Genomic DNA, 15,733 nt, shown 5'->3' on the forward strand with positions numbered 1-15,733 from the left:
GGGCCGGCCGGGCGCCGCGGCGGCGTCCACCGCCTGCTCCCCCTCCAGCTCCAGCAGCTCCACCGCCTGCCGCCCGACCGCCTCCGCCAGCACCGGCGGCAGCCAGCCGCCCCGCCCGAGCCGTACCGTCCCGCTCTCCCCGGCCGCCCCGAGCGCGGCCAGCCGCTGCCCGAACTCCTGCGGGGCGGGCCGCTGCTGCGGCTGCTTGGCGAGCGCGGCCGCCAGCAGCGCGCGCAGCCCCTCGTCCGCCACGCCCGACAGGTCCGGGTCCTCGTGGATCACCCGGTAGAGCAGCACGGCCGCGCTGACCCCCTCGCCGAACGGGGCGGTCCCGGTGGCGGCGTAGGCCAGCACGGCGGCCAGCGAGAAGACGTCGCTGGGCGGGCCGGCCGGCTCGCCGTGCGCCTGCTCGGGCGACATGTAGCCGGGCGAGCCGACCACGAAGCCGGACTGGGTGAGTGCGGCGGCGTCCAGCGCCCGGGCGATGCCGAAGTCGATCAGCCGCGGCCCGTCCAGCGCGAGCAGCACGTTGGACGGCTTGACGTCGCGGTGCACCAGGCCGAGCCCGTGCACCGCGGCGAGCGCCCCGGCCAGCCCGACGCCGAGCACCTGCACCGCGTCGGCGGGAAGCGGGCCGTACTGCTGCACGGCGGCGCCCAGCGCGGGGCCGGCCACGTAGCCGGTGGCCACCCACGGGGTCGCACCCTCGGTGTCCGCGTCCAGCACCGGGGCGGTCCAGCGGCCGCCGACCAGGCGGGCGGAGGCCACCTCCTGCCGGAACCGGGCGCGGAACTCGGCGTCGTCCGCCAGCTCCGGCCGGACCACCTTGACGGCGACCGTGCGGCCGCCGGCCGAACGGCCCAGGTAGACCCGGCCCATGCCGCCCGAGCCGAGCCGGCGCAGCAGCCGGTACCCGCCGACCTGCCGCGGGTCGTCCGCCCCCAGCTGCTCCACCTGGACCTCCCGATCCGCCTCGTGCCGGGCCCCCCGTGCGGGCCGAGCCAGCCGCGGACGACCGTACAGGGTCGGGGCTGGTGGGCGGGCGGGGCCCGGGCGGGGCCCGGGCGGGGTGCGGGCGGGGCGCGGGCCTACCGGATCAGGCGATCCGACTGTCCGCCAGCAGGTGGACCGTCACGTCCGGGGCGAAGCCGCTGTCGTGGGCCACCCGGCGGGCGAACTCGGCGATCCCGGCCAACTGCCGCTCGCCCAGCGAGAAGTCCAGCGCCTGGCTGAAGTAGGTCTCCAGCACCCCGGCGTCGAACTCCTCCCAGCGGGCCGCCTGCGCCGCCACCTTGCCCGCCTCCAGCAGCGACAGGTCACGCGACTCCAGGAAGGCCCGGTGCACCGCGGCGGCCAGCTCCGGCCGCTGCTCGACGAACTCCCGGCGGGCCGCCCAGACCGCGAAGACGAACGGCAGGCCGGTCCAGTCCTTCCACAGCTGCCCGAGGTCGTGCACGGTGTACTCCGGGTGCCGGCCGGCCTCCAGGGTGGCCTTGAGCGCCGGGTCGCCGATCAGCACCGCGGCGTCCGCCCGGGCCAGCATCGCGTCCAGGTCGGGCGGGCAGCTGAAGTACTCGGGCCGCACGCCCTCCCGCTCCTGCAGCAGGAGCTGGGCCAGCCGCACCGAGGTCCGGCTGGTCGAGCCGAGCGCCACCGGCCGCCCGTCCAGCTCGGCCAGCGGGACCTTGCTGACGATCACGCAGGACATCACGGGGCCGTCGCTGCCGACCGCGATGTCCGGCAGCACCACCAGCTCGTCCGCGTGGCGCAGGTACTCCACGCAGGTGATCGGGCCGAGGTCGAGCGCGCCCTGCACCAGCAGGTCGCTCAGCTTCTCCGGAGTGTCCTTGGTCAGGTCGAGGTCGAGCAGGCTGCCGGTGCGGGCCAGCCCCCAGTACAGCGGCACGCAGTTCAGGAACTGGATGTGGCCCACCCGCGGGCGCGGACCGCGCTCGCCCGGCACGGCCGCCGCACCCGTTTCGCCCGTCTCCTCGGCCTGCTCCAGCAGATCAGCCACCGCGTGCTCCCTTGCCCGTCGTACCCGTCTTCGCAGGGTATGCCCGCACCCTCGATCACCCGGCACGACCCCCGTGCGACACGGGCCCGACACACCCCCTCGGCACCACGAGACACCCCTGGTCGAGCCCGCGCCTCCGTGCTACCGTTTCATCCAGTTGCAGTTTGATTCCCCTTGCAGTACTTGAAGCCTGCGGAGCATGTAACCGCGGGCTTTTTGTAGTTTTTCAGCATTGTGCGAAAACCTCCGGGCCCACCAGTTCGGAGGGCGGGGCGATCAGCGCAGCGGACCGGACGCCACACAGTGTGGCGTCCAATACGTCCCTCGCAAGGAGAACGGCATGGCCACGGGAACCGTCAAGTGGTTCAACGCTGAGAAGGGCTTCGGCTTCATCGCCCAGGAGGGCGGCGGCCCCGACGTCTTCGTCCACTACTCCGCCATCAATGCGAACGGCTTCCGTTCGCTGGAGGAGAACCAGGCGGTCAGCTTCGACGTCACCCAGGGCCCGAAGGGCCCGCAGGCGGAGAACGTCACCGCCCTCTGATCATTCTTTGATCATTCTCTGATCACTGACCGCTCAGGACCCGCCCGCGCGGGGTCCGGGACGGCCCGCCCGTGGGCCGCAGGAGCATGACTCGCAGTACCAAGGGGGCCCGCCTGCCGGGCCCCCTGCCGTTTGGCCGTCGATCTGACGCACCGTCAGCTGGTGCACAATGCCCGGGTGGACCTCGCGCCGTACCGCACCGAGCTGCTGGCCTACTGCTACCGGATGACCGGGTCCTTCCAGGACGCCGAGGACCTGGTGCAGGAGGCGCTGCTGCGGGCCTGGAAGGCGCGGGCGGGCTACGACCCGCAGCGCGCCTCGGTCCGCACCTGGCTGTACCGGATCACCACCAACGTCTGCCTGACCGCGCTGTCCGGCCGGGCCCGGCGCCCGCTGCCGGCCGGCCTCGGCGCACCCGGCGAGGACCCGGGCGCCCCGCTCACCCCCACCCCCGAGGTGCCCTGGCTGGAGCCGTTCCCCGACCGCCGGTTCGACCTGGCGGCCCGCGCCGACCTGCGACTGGCCTGGCTGGCGGCGGTCCAGACGCTGCCGGCCCGTCAGCGCGCCGTGCTGGTGCTGCGCGAGGTGCTGGAGTTCTCCGCGGCCGAGGTGGCCGAACAGCTGGCGCCCAGCGTGGCGGCGGTCAACAGCACGCTGCAGCGGGCCCGGCGGGCGGTGCGCGAGCTGGACGGTGCGGCCGAGCAGTACCGCGAACCCGCCGACCCCGAGGTGCAGGCGGTGGCGCAGCGCTACCTGCGCGCCTTCGAGGCGGCCGACGTGCCCGAGCTGGTCCGGCTGCTGGCCGCCGACATGGTGCTGGAGATGCCGCCGGTGGCGTTCTGGCTGCTCGGCCCGGCGCACTACGGGCAGTTCATGGAACGGGCGTTCCGGCTGCGCGGGCGCGGCTGGCGGGCGCGGCTGGAACAGGCCAACGGCCAGCCGGCCCTGATCGCCTACGCTCCGGACCCGGCGGGCGGCCACCGGTTGCACAGCGTTCAACTGCTGACCGTGGCGGGCGCGCTGGTCACCCGGACCACCGTCTACACCGAGCCGCGGGTGCTGGCCTGCTTCGAACTGCCCGCGGAATTCCCGCCGCGGGCGCGATGAGTTCGGCCCGGCTCGCCGGTACGTACTGGTGGCGGGTGCAGCAGGGCACGCCGCCGGAACGGACTGGAAGGCCAGGACCATGAGTGTGATCGTCATTCAGTACATCTCGCTGGACGGAATCGTCTCCGACCCGACCGGGACGGAGGGCACCGCGCGCGGCGGCTGGCTGTTCCGGTACGGGCGCGGCCCGGAGCTCGCGGGGGACGCGTTCCGGATCGCCCCGGTCCTCCGACAGGGCGTGCTGCTCCTGGGCCGCCGCACCTGGCAGGGGTTCGCCGGGCTCTGGCCGGACCGGACGGGCGAGTTCGCGGACGTCATGAACGGGGCCCGCAAGCTGGTCGCCTCCCGCACCCTGACCGAGCTGCCCGAGTGGGCCAACTCCGACCTGCTGGCCGGCGATCCGGTCGAGGCGGTGAAGCGGGCGGACCGCGACGTGGTGGTGATGGGCTCGCTGCCGCTGGCCCGCGAACTGGCGGCGGCCGACCTGGTGGACGAGTACCGCCTGATCACCCTGCCCACCGTGCTCGGCACCGGCGAGCCGCTCTTCCCGCCGGGTGGCCCCTACCAGGAGCTGGCGCTGCTGGAGAGCGAGCCCATCGGGCACTCGCTCTACACCCGGTACGGGCGCGCCGCGGGCTGAGCAGCGGGCCGCAACGCACCGGGGCCGGGTTCCCCTCGGAACCCGGCCCCACCCCCCACGGGTGCGTCACGCCACGGTGTCGTACAGCTCACCGGTCGGGTTGTCGTACGCGGCGCGGTCCAGCGTCTTCTCCCGGGCCGAGACCAGCACCGGGACCACTACTTGACCGGCCACGTTGGTCGCGGTGCGCATCATGTCCAGGATCGGGTCGATCGCCAGCAGCAGGCCCACGCCCTCCAGCGGCAGGCCCAGGGTGGACAGGGTCAGCGTGAGCATCACGATCGCGCCGGTCAGACCGGCGGTGGCGGCCGAGCCGATCACCGAGACGAAGGCGATCAGCAGGTAGTCGCCGATGCCCAGGTGGATGCCGTAGACCTGGGCCACGAAGATCGCCGCGATCGAGGGGTAGATCGCCGCGCAGCCGTCCATCTTGGTGGTGGCGCCGAAGGGGACCGCGAAGCTGGCGTACTCGCTCGGCACGCCGAGCCGCTCGGTGACCCGGCGGGTGACCGGCAGGGTGCCGACCGAGGAGCGCGAGACGAAGGCCAGCTGGATGGCCGGCCAGGCACCTTGGTAGAACCGGACGGGGTTGAGCCCGCCGGCGAAGCGCAGCAGCAGCGAGTAGACGACGAACAGCACCAGCGCGCAGCCGACGTAGATGTCGGCGGTGAAGGTGGCCAGCGGACGGAGCAGGTCCCAGCCGTACTTGGCCACCGACTTGCCGATCAGGCCCAGGGTGCCGAGCGGGGCCAGCCGGATCACCCACCAGAGCGCGGTCTGCACCAGCTCCAGCAGCGCCTCGTTCAGCTTGAGGATCGGAGCGGCCTTCTCGCCGACCTTGAGCAGCGCCGCACCGGCCACCACCGCCAGGAAGACGATCTGGAGCACGTTCACCTTCAGGAAGGCGTCGGCGATGTTGGTGGGGATGATCCCGGTCAGGAAGTCCACCCAGGAGCCGGAGTCGGCCGGGGCCTTGAGGCCGCTGGTGGACAGGTGGGTGCCGTGGCCCGGGTCAGTCAGCAGACCGATCGTCATGCCGATGGAGACCGCGATCAGGCTGGTGGCCAGGAACCAGAGCAGGGTGCGCACGGCCAGCCGGGCGGCGTTGGTGACGTTGCGCAGGTTGGCGATGGAGACCACGATCGCGCTGAAGACCAGCGGCGGTACGGCCAGCTTGAGCAGCTGGACGAAGGTCTTGCCGATGGTGTCCAGCGTGGTGGTCAGCCAGGACACGTCGTACTGGCGGGCGGTGAAGCCGAGGACGACGCCGAGCACCAGGCCGGCGACGATCTGCACCCAGAACGGGGTGCGGCGCAGGCGGGCGAGCGCGGTGGGCGCGGTGGGCGCGGTGGACATGGGAGTGCGGCTCCGTCGGTCGTGGACGTGGTGGAGGGGCGGGCGGGGCACGGCGGCGCACACGGGGACAGCAGGGCCCTGGCCTGCAACGGCCGGGGCGGGTGGTACGCCGCCTAGCTACAGCTCGGAACGCGACACGAGCGGGCGCGGCAGTCCACCGGAGCACCCGGACACCGCACGGCGCACGCCATGAGCGGGCTGCTCATGCCCTGCTGCCGGAGCGCGTCTGGGGTGGTCATGGGCGACAAGCTACCACTAAAGATTTGAGATGTTCAAAGTACAAGTTTGAGATACGGATGCGAACGAGCCCCGGACCCGTGTTTGACCATCGGTAGGTTATACGTATAACTTCTTATTCCGCCCCGCCCTCCGCACGACCCCGGGAGACCCTCCGTGGGCTACCTCGCCCTGCTCCGCGCCCCGCACGTCACCCGCCTGCTGACCGGCACCCTGCTCGGCCGGCTGCCCGCCGGCATGACCGCGCTGGTGATCTCGCTGGCGTTGCGGGAGGCGGGCGCCTCCTACGGCCGGGCCGGCCTGGCCGTTGCCGCCTACGCGCTGGCGGCCGCGGTCGGCGGCCCGGTGCTGGGCCGGATCGTGGACCGCACCGGCCAGCCCCGGGTGCTGCTCTGCTCCGCGGTACTGGCCGGCCTCGGCTACGCCCTGCTGGCCCTGGACCCGGGCAGCCTGGTGGCCGCGCTCGCCGGGGCCGCCGTCGCCGGGGCCGCGATGCCCCCGCTGGAGCCGTGCCTGCGGGCGCTGTGGCCGGACGTGGTGCGGGCCGACCAGCTCGACACCGCCTACGCCTTCGACTCCGCCTCGCAGCAGATCCTCTACGTGGCCGGCCCGCTCGCCGTGGCCGGGATCGCCGGCACCGCCGGGCCCACCGCCGGCCTGTGGACCGCCGCCGCGCTCGGCCTGCTCGGCGCCCTGGTGGTGGCCCCCGCCGCGCCCGCCCGCCGCTGGCGGGCCCAGCCGCGCGAGCACGGCGCCGACCTGCTCGGCCCGCTGCGCTCCCCCGGCCTGGTGCTGCTGCTGATCGGCCTGGCCGGCGCCGGCTGGACGGTCGGCGCGCAGAACATGCTCTTCATCGCCTACGCCGACCAGCACAAGCACCAGCTGCCCGGCGGCGCCGGCCTGCTGCTCGCGCTGGCCGCCCTGGCGGGCCTGCTCGGCGCGCTCCGCTACGGTTCGCTCAAGCTGCGCAGCTCCACCGCCACCCGGACCTGGGCGCTGGCCCTGCTGATGGCCTGCTGCTACCTGCCGCTGCTCGCGCTGCCCTCCCCGCCCCTGATGGCCGTCCTCGCCTTCGTCTCCGGGCTGGGCCTGGCCCCCCTGCTGGCGGCCGCCTTCGTCCTGGTCGCCGAGCTGGCCCCGGCCGGCACCGTGACCGAGGCCTTCGCCTGGCTGGTCACCCTGTTCGCCACCGGCAACGCGCTCGGCTACGCGGTCTCCGGCTCGCTGGTGTCGACCTCGCTCACCGCCGTGGCCTGGTGCGCGGTCGGCGGGATCACGCTGGGCGGCCTGCTGCTCTGGCTCGCCCGGCAGCAGCTGGAAACGCCAGTGGCGCCGCCGGCGGCGGCGCCACTGGTCGCTGCTTGACTGACCGTCAGTCAGCCGTCCTGCTCACCGGCCGTCACCCGTGTCGGCCCGGTCGGCGCAAGGCCACCGCGCAGAGCACCAGGCCACCCAGCGCCAGGATGCCCGCGATCACGGCCAGCAGACCGACCGGTACGTCGCTGCCCGTGTGCGGCAGCGGACTTCCACTGGCCGTGGGGCTCGCACCGGTGTAGCCGGCGGTCGGTGACGGCGACGGGGTCGGGCTCACGGTAGGCGTGGGGGTCGGGGTCGGCCTGGGAGTGGGCGTCGGCGTCGGGGTCGGCGGCGCGGGCAGGACCACGCCCATGTCCACCGTCAGGTCGCGCTGCCCGCCGGCCAGGGTGACGGTCGGGGTGAGCCCGGTGGTCCGATCGGCATCCGAGTCCAGCGCCGGGTCGCCGCCCGCGTGCTGCTTGGTCACCTTGCCGTCCTTGGGCAACGTGGCCAGGTCGAACCGGACCGCGTAGCCGCCGTCCGGCAGGCCGTCGAACAGGTAGCGCCCGTCCGGGCCAGTCATTGTGGTCACCGGCTTGCCGTCCTTGTCGCGCACCGGCTGGCCGTTGCCGTCCAGCAGCTCGACCGTGACGCCGGCGATGCCCGGCTCGCCCGGCTGCTGGATCCCGTCGCCGTTGACGTCCTGCCAGACGAGGTCGCCCAGCGCGTTGTCGGACGGCTTGGTCTCCTTGACCGCGACGCCGACCTTGGCGGGCTCGGCCGGCAGCAGCTGCTGGCCGTTCACGTCGGTGGCGGTGTAGGCGAAGCTGTTCCAGGCGTACTCGCCGTCCGGCGCGTCCACCGGGGCCACCATCGGCCAGGTGAGGGTGAAGCTCGCCCCGGACGCCAGGGTCCCCGGGCGGCTGACCCGGAACCAGGTGGCCACGCCCGGGCCGGGGAAGGCGGTGGACCAGGCGGCTGCCGGGTCGCAGCCGGTGTCGGCGGCGCGGGCCAGCACCTTGGTGTCCACGCAGGGGTTGGCGGCGGTGGAGTACTCGATCACCACGGTCGGGTCGCTGCTGGTGATCGGCCGGCTGAGTGAGGGGGCCCAGGCGCTGCCGCGCGGCGCGTCCGGGTGCAGCACGTAGCCGTCGCCGGGCGTGGGCAGCCGGTCGTAGGCGAGGAAGTCGGTGACCGGGTCGGGCGAGTCGTTGCGCACCGTCATCCGGTAGGAGAGCTGCCCGCCGGGTGAGGCGGTGCCCATCGCACCGTAGTCCGCGTCCTGGTCGCCCTTGACCTCCTTGTACGAGCGCAGCACGCTCGGCACCTCGACCTGGACCTGGGAGGAGGCCGGGCACACGGTCTCGGCGGTGTCGCCGTTGCCGTTCAGGTCCACGCCGTCCGGCACGCCGGAGTCGGTGCCGTTGTAGTAGCAGGTGACCGGCTCGGTGGGCCGGTCGGCGGTGACGTACACGTCGTTGGTCAGCGTGCCGGCCCGCACGCTGCCGGCCACCACGGCGTCGAAGAGCATCCGGTAGGCCAGGTTGTCGTGCAGGTAGGTCATGTCGGGCGAGCCGGCCGGCCAGACCATCCTGACCACCTGACGGCCGTTCGGACCGGCGGAGACGGTGACCGACTGCGGCGCCTTGGAGTCCGGGTACGCCGGGTCCGGGCGGGCCGAGCCGTCCACGTAGACCAGGCCGACCGGCAGCACGTCGTACAGCACCAGCGGACGGTCCAGCGCCCGGCCGGTGCGGTTGTACGGGATCACCTGGAAGGTGGCCGTGCCGCCCGGGGCCAGCACCGAGCCGGCCGTCGTGGTCTTGGCCGCCCCCAGGTTGGTGCCGGCCGTCACGGTGGTGGAGGCGCAGCCGTTGGCGGTCGAGTTGTTGGTGCCGTCGGTGGCGGTGGTGTCCAGGCAGTTGGTCAGCGGGACGGGCGCGGCGGTGCCGTCGTGGCCCGGGGTGACCACCTGGGTGACCAGCTGCACGCCGGTGCCCGGGCTCCAGCCGGTCGGGATCGGTCCGTTCCAGGTGAACTTGAGGCCGTCCAGCCAGCGGCCGGCCGGGATGCCGAGTTCGTCGTCGGCCGGATTGCCCGTGCCTTCGACGAAGGTGATCCGGCGGGCGGCGGAGCCGTTCAGCGCGGCGCCCGGGGTGAAGGTCCGCCAGGTCGGGTCGCCGTCGAGCCGGTACTGCAGGGTGAGCAGGATGCTGTTCGGGCTCCACGGCTGGAACTGCAGCGACTGCGGGTAGAGCCAGTTGTACAGGCCTGCGGGGGTGGTGCCGGTGCCCGGGTCGGTCATGGTCAGGCTGGTGGCCGGGCCGGCCGTGTTGGTCGCGGCCAGGCTGAAGCTGTTCAGGTCGCCGGAGGCCACCTTGTCGTTCCACACCTTGCTGGCGGTGACCACCACGCCCGAGGCCGGCGGCTGGAACTGGCCGGTGGTGGTGGAGGCGGTGTCCAGCTTCGTCTCCGGGTCGGGGCCCAACGGGTCGCCGTTCAGGTCCACGGTGTTGGTGGAGGTGGTCCCGTTGGGGAACTGGGCCTGCGGGTAGTGGACCACCAGCTGGCCCGGGTTGCGGCAGCCCGCCTGCCCGTTGCCGGAGCGGAACTCACCGATGTCGAAGCCCCAGGTGTTGGGCCCCGGCGCCACCTGGGACCAGCCGGGCGAGCGGCCGGTGTCCACCACGGCGCCGGCCGGCAGGGTGTCCAGCAGCCGACTGGTGTCCAGGTCCACGTTGGGCACGCCGGCCGTGGAGCAGGCACTGAACTGGTAGGTGACGGTCCGTCCGTCCGCGCTGCTGGCGCCGATCCCCTTGGTCACCTTGTAGTGGGGGGCGACCCGGGCCGTGGTGTCGGCGGTGGCGGTCACCGGGGTCTCGCCGTCGGCGGTCAGGGTCGCCGAGTTGGTGGTCCTGGTGCCGTTGGCCGTGGTGAAGTTCGGGAACCTGAGGACCACGGTGATGGTCGCGGTGGTGCCCGGGGAGAGCGGGGTGTGCAGCTTGATCCGCATCGTCCCGCCCACCGTCCCCTGGGTCGGCACGGTCGAGCGGGCCAGGTCCACGGTGGAGGCGTCGGGGGTCCACCCGACGAACTCCATGCCCGGCGGCAGGGTGTCGGTGATCAGCCCGTCGGCGCACTCGGTGGTCGAGCAGGTGTACTTCAGGGTGTAGGTGACGTGCTCCCCCGGCGCCACGGTGGCCTTGTCCACGGTCTTGCTGAAGGAGATGGCCGCCTGAGCCGGTGCCGCGAGCACCCCGCTGCCGAGCAGCGAGCCCGCCACGAGGGCCAGTACCGAGACGATTCGCCCGGTCCGAATGGGAGTACGCATACTGCGCAGTTCATCTGACCGGCTGATGCGGGCCCGGACGGCACGTGATGAGATGACGATATTTCAGCCGGACGGCGCAGCTGCGCTGCTCAGAACTCCTCGGTCCGCAGCTCCGACCCGAACGGCTCGGGCAGCGCGACCGGCGTGCCGAAGGGGTACGGCCCCGCCGCCATCGTGTACCCGAGCGGGCCCGGCTCGGAGAAGAGGGTGCAGGTGCGCTCCTGACGGTCCACCAGGAGGTAGAGCGGCGCCCCGTACTCGGCGTACCGGCGCCGCTTGACCACGCGGTCGGTGTCACCGTCGGAGTCGGAGGTCACCTCCACCACGAGCAGCGTCTGGTCCGGCAGCAGCGCGCCGGCGTCCTTGGCCGGAGCGCGCGGGACGACGGCGATGTCGGGGATGTACCAGTTGCTGCTACCGGGGAGGTCCAGATCGCCGGAGCCCATTCGACAGTCGAGCTCCCGGACACGTCGGCCGAGCTGCTCGCGGATCACGTCAGCTGTGGACTTCAGGATCCGGGCCGTGTCCGCCTCCTTCCGCTCCTACGACGGCAGGTGAGGTGGACGAGCCGAGGCGGCGAGCCCTGGTCAACGACCGGGAAGTCGGCTGGGCCGACTTCCCGGGGGTCAGGCTGACGCGCGAGTGGAGGACCTGACGATCAGTGAGGTCGCCAGTGGCGGCACCAGCTCGGCCGGTGTCCCGTTCAGGACCGCTGCCAGGGCTGCGATGCCCGCGCTGCCCAGGCGCTCGCCCGGGAGGTCGACCGTGGTGAGCGGCGGGGTGAGCATCGCCGCGACGGAGATGTTGTCGATGCCGACCACCGACACGTCCCCCGGGATCGACAGCCCCAGGTCAGCGGCCGCCTGGTAGAGGCCCGAGGCCACCACGTCGTCGTCGCAGACCACCGCGTGCGGCCGGTCCGGGCGGGAGAGCAGGGCGAGCGCGGCCTGGCGGGCGGCGGACTCGCCGCGGTTGAGGGAGACCCCGTGCTCGAGCACCTCCAGGCCGGCCGTCGCCCGCTCGAACGCGGCCTGCCGGACCCGGAAGGTGTACGCGCTGTGGGTGGACCGCAGCCGGCCCAGTCGGCGGTGGCCCAGGGCGGTCAGGTGGGCGACGGCGGCCGCCATGCCGCCCGCGAGGTCGAGCTCGATGGTGGGCGCGCCCCCGGCGGCGGCCGGGTCCGCGTCGAGGAAGACCACCGGGGTCCCGGGCGGCAGCGCACCGAGCTGGCTGTCGTCCGGCGAGCAGACGAGCAGCCCGTCGAACCGGGTGCTGGTGGCCGCCTCCGCCAGGGTGGCCGCGCTCCAGCCGGAGGAGACCACCACGTCCAGCCCGTGTCGCGCGGCCTCCTCGTGCACTCCCGCCAGCACCCGACCGAAGAACGGCCCCTGCAGGTTGGGCACCGCCAGCATCGCCATCCCGCTGCGCCCGAGCCGCAGTTGACGCCCCGCCGCCTGCGGCCGGTACCCCAGCCCGCGGGCCGCCTCCAGCACCCGTTCCCGGGTGGCGGCGGAGACCCGGTGGCCGGCCTCTCCCCCGGAGAAGACCAGCGAGACGGTGGCCTGCGAGACGCCGGCCAGCTGGGCCACATCCCGGCCGGTCGGACGGCGCGCGGGCGAGGAGGCGGTCACCGAGGTGTCAGTTCTGCGCGGCCCGCGCCGCCTCGTCGGCCGCGTCCTCCTCGGCGTTCTGCGCCGCGATCCGGTCCTTGGTGCGCGCCTTGATCGAGGAGACCCGGCCGACGATCTGCTCGGACATCTCGTCCCGCTGCTTGCTCAGCAGCACGTAGCTGATCGGCGCCGAGACCAGGCCCGCCAGCAGCACCAGGAAGACGAAGCCGGTGGCGCCGACCACCGGGATGACCTGGAAGTGGCCGAGCAGCGCAAAGACCAGCAGGCAGACGAGGAAGACGGTGGCCCGGAGGGAGGTGTAGCGGAGCGTGGCGTGCGACTTGCTGCTCACGGGACGGTTCCTTCTGCGCGAGTACGGAGCGGGCCTTCCATGTAAGCATGCCCGGCGGGGCGATCTTGCAGGGCCGGTCGGTCCAGCGCCAACCAGAAGGTGATGTCGTCCCGGTCGTCCCCCGGCGCCACCCGGATCGCCCCGGGCACCCGTCCCACTTCGGTGTACCCGCACCGCCGGTAGAACTTCTCCAGCCCCATCCCGCCCCGCGCGGTCAGCCGCAGCCCGGCCAGCCCCCAGTCGCGGGCGACCCGCTCGGCCTCGGCCAGCAGCGCCACGCCGACGCCCCGGCCCTGCTGCTTGGGGTCGACCATGACCCGCTTGAGCAGCCGCCAGTGCGCCATCAGGTCGAACCGCATGCTCTCGAAGAAGAGCACGGCCACCAACGGCCCGTCAGCTCCGGCCCGGGCGACCAGCAGCCGGTCGGCGTCCGGATCACCGGCCGCGCCGGCCCCGGCCCCGGTCCCCGCCCCACCGCCGAGCCCCGCGAACTGCTTCTCCGCGGTGGCCCGCACCCGGTCCTCGGTGACCGGCGGGACGAAGCCGACCGCCCCGCCGGCGTTGGTCACCTCGGTCCAGAGCGTGACGATCTGCGCCCGCAGCTCGGGGGTCAGCTCCGGATCGAGGGTGAAGACAAGGGGGTCGGCCATGCCTTCGATCCTACTGAGCGCCCCCGAAGCGCCAGACAGGCCAACAGCGCCAGCAGGCAGAGCGCGCCGGCCGCGTACCAGGCCAGGTCGTAGTCGCCGTTCCGGTCGCGCAGCACCCCGGCCGCGGTGGCCGCGACCGAGCCGCCGATCTGGTGGCAGGCCAGCACCCAGCCGAAGACGATCGGCGCGTCGGCCCCGAAGTGGCGCCGGCAGATCGCGATGGTCGGCGGCACGGTGGCCACCCAGTCCAACCCGTAGAAGATCACGAAGGCCAGCACCGGCGGCTTCACGTCGGAGGCGAACAGATGCGGCAGCAGCACCAGCGAGAGCCCGCGCAGGCCGTAGTAGGCGACCAGCAGCTTGACCGAGTCGACCCGGTCGGTGAGCCAGCCGCTGGCCACCGTGCCGACCACGTCGAACAGGCCGACCAGCGCGAGCAGCGAGGCCGCGGTGGTCTCCGGCATCCCGTGGTCGTGCGCGGCGGGGATGAAGTGGGTGCCGACCAGGCCGACCGTGGTGGCCCCGCAGATCGCGAAGGAGCCGGCCAGCAGCCAGAAGGCCTTGGTGACGGCGGCCTCGCGCAGCACCCGCAGGGTCCGCGAGACGGCCCGGCCGCCGGCGGCCGGCGCAACCTGCGCGTCGCCGGGCCGGGCCCCGTACGGCAGCTGACCGACGTCGGCGGGCCGCTCCCGCATGAACAGCAGGACGGGGATCGAGACCGCGGTGGCCGAGAGCGAGACCACCATCACCGCGACCTTCCAGCCGGCCCCCTGGACCAGCCAGGAGAGCACCGGCAGGAAGACCAGGTTGCCGGCCGCGCCGGCCGCCGTCAGCACGCCGGTGACCAGGCCCTGCCGGGCCTGGAACCAGCGCCCGGTGATGGTGGTGGCGAAGGCGCCGGCCATCGAGCCGCTGCCCAGGCCCACCAGGAAGCCCCAGCAGAGGATCAGCTGCCAGGGCTGGGTCATCAGCACGGTCAGCCCGGAGCCGACCGAGATGGTCAGCAGCGCGGCCACCGTGACCATCCGGACGCCGAACCGGTCCATCAGGGCGGCGGCGAACGGCGCGGTCAGCCCGTACAGGACCAGGTTGACCGAGACGGCCACCCCGATGATGCCGTGCGACCAGCCGAACTGGCTGTTCCAGGCGGTCATCATCAGGCCGGGGGCCGATCGGAAGCCGGCCGAGCCGACCAGCACGACCAGCGAGACGGCGGCCACCACCCAGGCGTAGTGCAGCCTGGGGCGTTGGTCGGGGGCGGAGACGGCGGCAGCGGCCTGGGTGGTTTCGGTCACGCGGACGAGTCTGCCGACGCGGCCAGCGCCTCACGAGTGGCCTGACTGCCATCTTCCATCAGGATCGGGCCAACCGGCCGGGCCGGGCCGTCCGCCACCCGCCGAAGCCCGCGGATCGACGGCGTCGCCAGCAGCACCCCCACCACCGCCACCGTGACCACCGCCCCGAAGAGCAGCACCGCCGAGGCCCCGAAGGCCCCTGCCGCCGGTCCGGCCAGCGCCGAGCCGAGCGGCACCATGCAGACCGACCCGGCCACCTCGTAGGCGTGGATCCGGTTCAGCACCTCCCCCGGCACCTGGGTCTGCACGCTGGTGGCCCACATGACGCCCCAGAAGGTGTAGCCGGCCCCGGCCACCAGCAGGCAGCCGGCCAGCGCCGGCACCGCCAGGTGCAGCGCCACCCCCAGCGGGTAGAGCGGCGCGGCCAGCATCGCCAGGCTGCCGGCGGCCAGCGGGCGGTGCGGCTTGAACCGGATCGCCAGCAGGCCGCCGACCACCGTGCCCACCCCGTACACCGCGCTGAGCAGCCCGTACACCGCCGAGCCGTGGGCCGGCACCAGCACCCCGGCGGCCAGCGGGATCAGCGGCCCGGAGCCGAGGACGCTGTAGACCATCCAGATCAGGATCACGCCCCACATCCAGCGGCGGGAGCGGAACTCGCGCCAGCCGGCCACCAGGTTGCGCCACAGGCTGTCCCCGGGCGGCGGCGCGGGCACCGGGCCGAGCCGCAGGCCGAGCAGGCACAGCGCGCTCAGCCCGAAGGTGACGGCGGCCAGCACCATCACCCACCCCGTGGAGCCGGCCCCCACCAGGGCGCCGGCCAGCGCCGGCCCGCCCAGCGCGGTAACCGCCTCCGCGGTGCGCAGCACCCCGTTGGCGCCCTGCACGTCCCGGGCCACCAGGGGCACGGTGCTGGCCGCGCCCGGCTGGAACATCGCCCCGGCCGCGCCGGCCACCGCGAGCAGGCCGTACAGCTGCCAGGTGTGCTGGACGCCGTGGAAGAAGAGCACCGCCAGCAGCACCCGGGTCACCAGGTTGGCCAGGTCGGCGCCGATCATCATGCGCCGCGCGGTGAACCGGTCGGCGAGCACGCCGCCGATCAGGATCAGGCCGGCGAACGGGGCCAGCCACCAGGCCAGCGCGTAGCCGACGGTGCTGACGGAGTGTCCGGAGCCGATCAGTCCGGCGGACACCGCCACCGGCAACATCGCGTCGCCGAGCAGCCCGCAGCTGCGGGCGGTGAAGTAGAGCCGGAACGAGCGGGACCAGATCGCGGGAGGTGTTCGATCGTGCACAGC

At 73.6% G+C, this 15,733-nt stretch carries 13 protein-coding genes and 1 pseudogene; 4 read left to right on the forward strand and 10 right to left on the reverse strand.

Features of this window, described 5'->3' with window-relative positions; translation table 11 throughout:
- Together C7C46_RS06245 and C7C46_RS06250 are read right to left on the reverse strand one after the other, a co-directional pair.
- Window positions 1-954, reverse strand: a 954-nt coding sequence (locus C7C46_RS06245) for a serine/threonine-protein kinase (RefSeq protein ID WP_146259002.1), incomplete at its 3' end; no start/stop codon positions are given.
- Between the two features lie 142 nt (window positions 955-1,096).
- On the reverse strand, window positions 1,097-1,963 hold the full coding sequence (locus C7C46_RS06250; RefSeq protein WP_110666837.1) for a menaquinone biosynthetic enzyme MqnA/MqnD family protein: 867 nt from the start codon (window positions 1,961-1,963) through the stop codon (window positions 1,097-1,099).
- A gap of 394 nt (window positions 1,964-2,357) precedes the next feature.
- On the opposite strand from C7C46_RS06250, the gene C7C46_RS06255 reads away from it, so the two are divergent.
- The 3 genes from C7C46_RS06255 to C7C46_RS06265 all read left to right on the forward strand — a co-directional run bounded on the left by C7C46_RS06255 (window position 2,358) and on the right by C7C46_RS06265 (window position 4,308).
- Window positions 2,358-2,561, forward strand: coding sequence for a cold-shock protein (locus tag C7C46_RS06255; RefSeq protein ID WP_093718378.1), 204 nt, complete (start codon window positions 2,358-2,360; stop codon window positions 2,559-2,561).
- 177 nt (window positions 2,562-2,738) lie between these two features.
- Window positions 2,739-3,668, forward strand: a complete 930-nt coding sequence (locus tag C7C46_RS06260) for an RNA polymerase subunit sigma-70 (RefSeq protein WP_110666838.1) — start codon at window positions 2,739-2,741, stop codon at window positions 3,666-3,668.
- 79 nt (window positions 3,669-3,747) lie between these two features.
- Window positions 3,748-4,308: a dihydrofolate reductase family protein gene (locus C7C46_RS06265; RefSeq protein ID WP_110666584.1), complete on the forward strand. Its 561-nt coding sequence runs from the start codon at window positions 3,748-3,750 to the stop codon at window positions 4,306-4,308.
- 66 nt (window positions 4,309-4,374) lie between these two features.
- Here C7C46_RS06265 and C7C46_RS06270 read toward each other — a convergent pair whose 3' ends face one another.
- A complete protein-coding gene (locus tag C7C46_RS06270; protein WP_110666586.1) occupies window positions 4,375-5,664 on the reverse strand; it encodes a dicarboxylate/amino acid:cation symporter in 1,290 nt (429 codons plus the stop codon).
- Window positions 5,665-6,057: 393 nt separating this feature from the next.
- Between C7C46_RS06270 and C7C46_RS06275 the strand changes: the two genes are divergently transcribed.
- The gene (locus tag C7C46_RS06275) at window positions 6,058-7,266 is read left to right on the forward strand and encodes an MFS transporter (RefSeq protein ID WP_110666588.1); all 1,209 of its coding nucleotides are present in this window, start codon (window positions 6,058-6,060) and stop codon (window positions 7,264-7,266) included.
- A gap of 34 nt (window positions 7,267-7,300) precedes the next feature.
- Here C7C46_RS06275 and C7C46_RS06280 read toward each other — a convergent pair whose 3' ends face one another.
- The 7 genes and pseudogenes from C7C46_RS06280 to C7C46_RS06310 all read right to left on the reverse strand — a co-directional run bounded on the left by C7C46_RS06280 (window position 7,301) and on the right by C7C46_RS06310 (window position 15,730).
- Entirely contained in the window at window positions 7,301-10,528 is a 3,228-nt protein-coding gene (locus C7C46_RS06280) for an SdrD B-like domain-containing protein (RefSeq protein ID WP_110666590.1), read from the reverse strand.
- Window positions 10,529-10,617: 89 nt separating this feature from the next.
- Window positions 10,618-11,031 (reverse strand): annotated as a pseudogene (locus tag C7C46_RS06285) (Uma2 family endonuclease); the annotation flags it as partial.
- A 123-nt stretch (window positions 11,032-11,154) separates the two neighbouring features.
- Complete coding sequence (locus C7C46_RS06290; protein WP_110666594.1) at window positions 11,155-12,159, reverse strand: LacI family DNA-binding transcriptional regulator; 1,005 nt, start codon at window positions 12,157-12,159, stop codon at window positions 11,155-11,157.
- Between the two features lie 7 nt (window positions 12,160-12,166).
- On the reverse strand, window positions 12,167-12,490 hold the full coding sequence (locus C7C46_RS06295) for a DUF4229 domain-containing protein (protein ID WP_110666596.1): 324 nt from the start codon (window positions 12,488-12,490) through the stop codon (window positions 12,167-12,169).
- A complete protein-coding gene (locus tag C7C46_RS06300; protein ID WP_110666597.1) occupies window positions 12,487-13,140 on the reverse strand; it encodes a GNAT family N-acetyltransferase in 654 nt (217 codons plus the stop codon). The genes C7C46_RS06295 and C7C46_RS06300 overlap by 4 nt, the downstream gene beginning before the upstream one ends.
- Complete coding sequence (locus C7C46_RS06305; RefSeq protein WP_110666599.1) at window positions 13,101-14,435, reverse strand: MFS transporter; 1,335 nt, start codon at window positions 14,433-14,435, stop codon at window positions 13,101-13,103. The genes C7C46_RS06300 and C7C46_RS06305 overlap by 40 nt, the downstream gene beginning before the upstream one ends.
- Window positions 14,432-15,730, reverse strand: a complete 1,299-nt coding sequence (locus C7C46_RS06310; RefSeq protein WP_245984236.1) for an MFS transporter — start codon at window positions 15,728-15,730, stop codon at window positions 14,432-14,434. Before C7C46_RS06310 ends, C7C46_RS06305 begins: the two co-directional genes overlap by 4 nt.
- Window positions 15,731-15,733: the final 3 nt, after the last annotated feature.

The sequence above is a fragment of the Streptomyces tateyamensis genome, from assembly GCF_003205575.1.
GTDB classification, from domain to species: Bacteria; Actinomycetota; Actinomycetes; order Streptomycetales; family Streptomycetaceae; genus Kitasatospora; species Kitasatospora tateyamensis.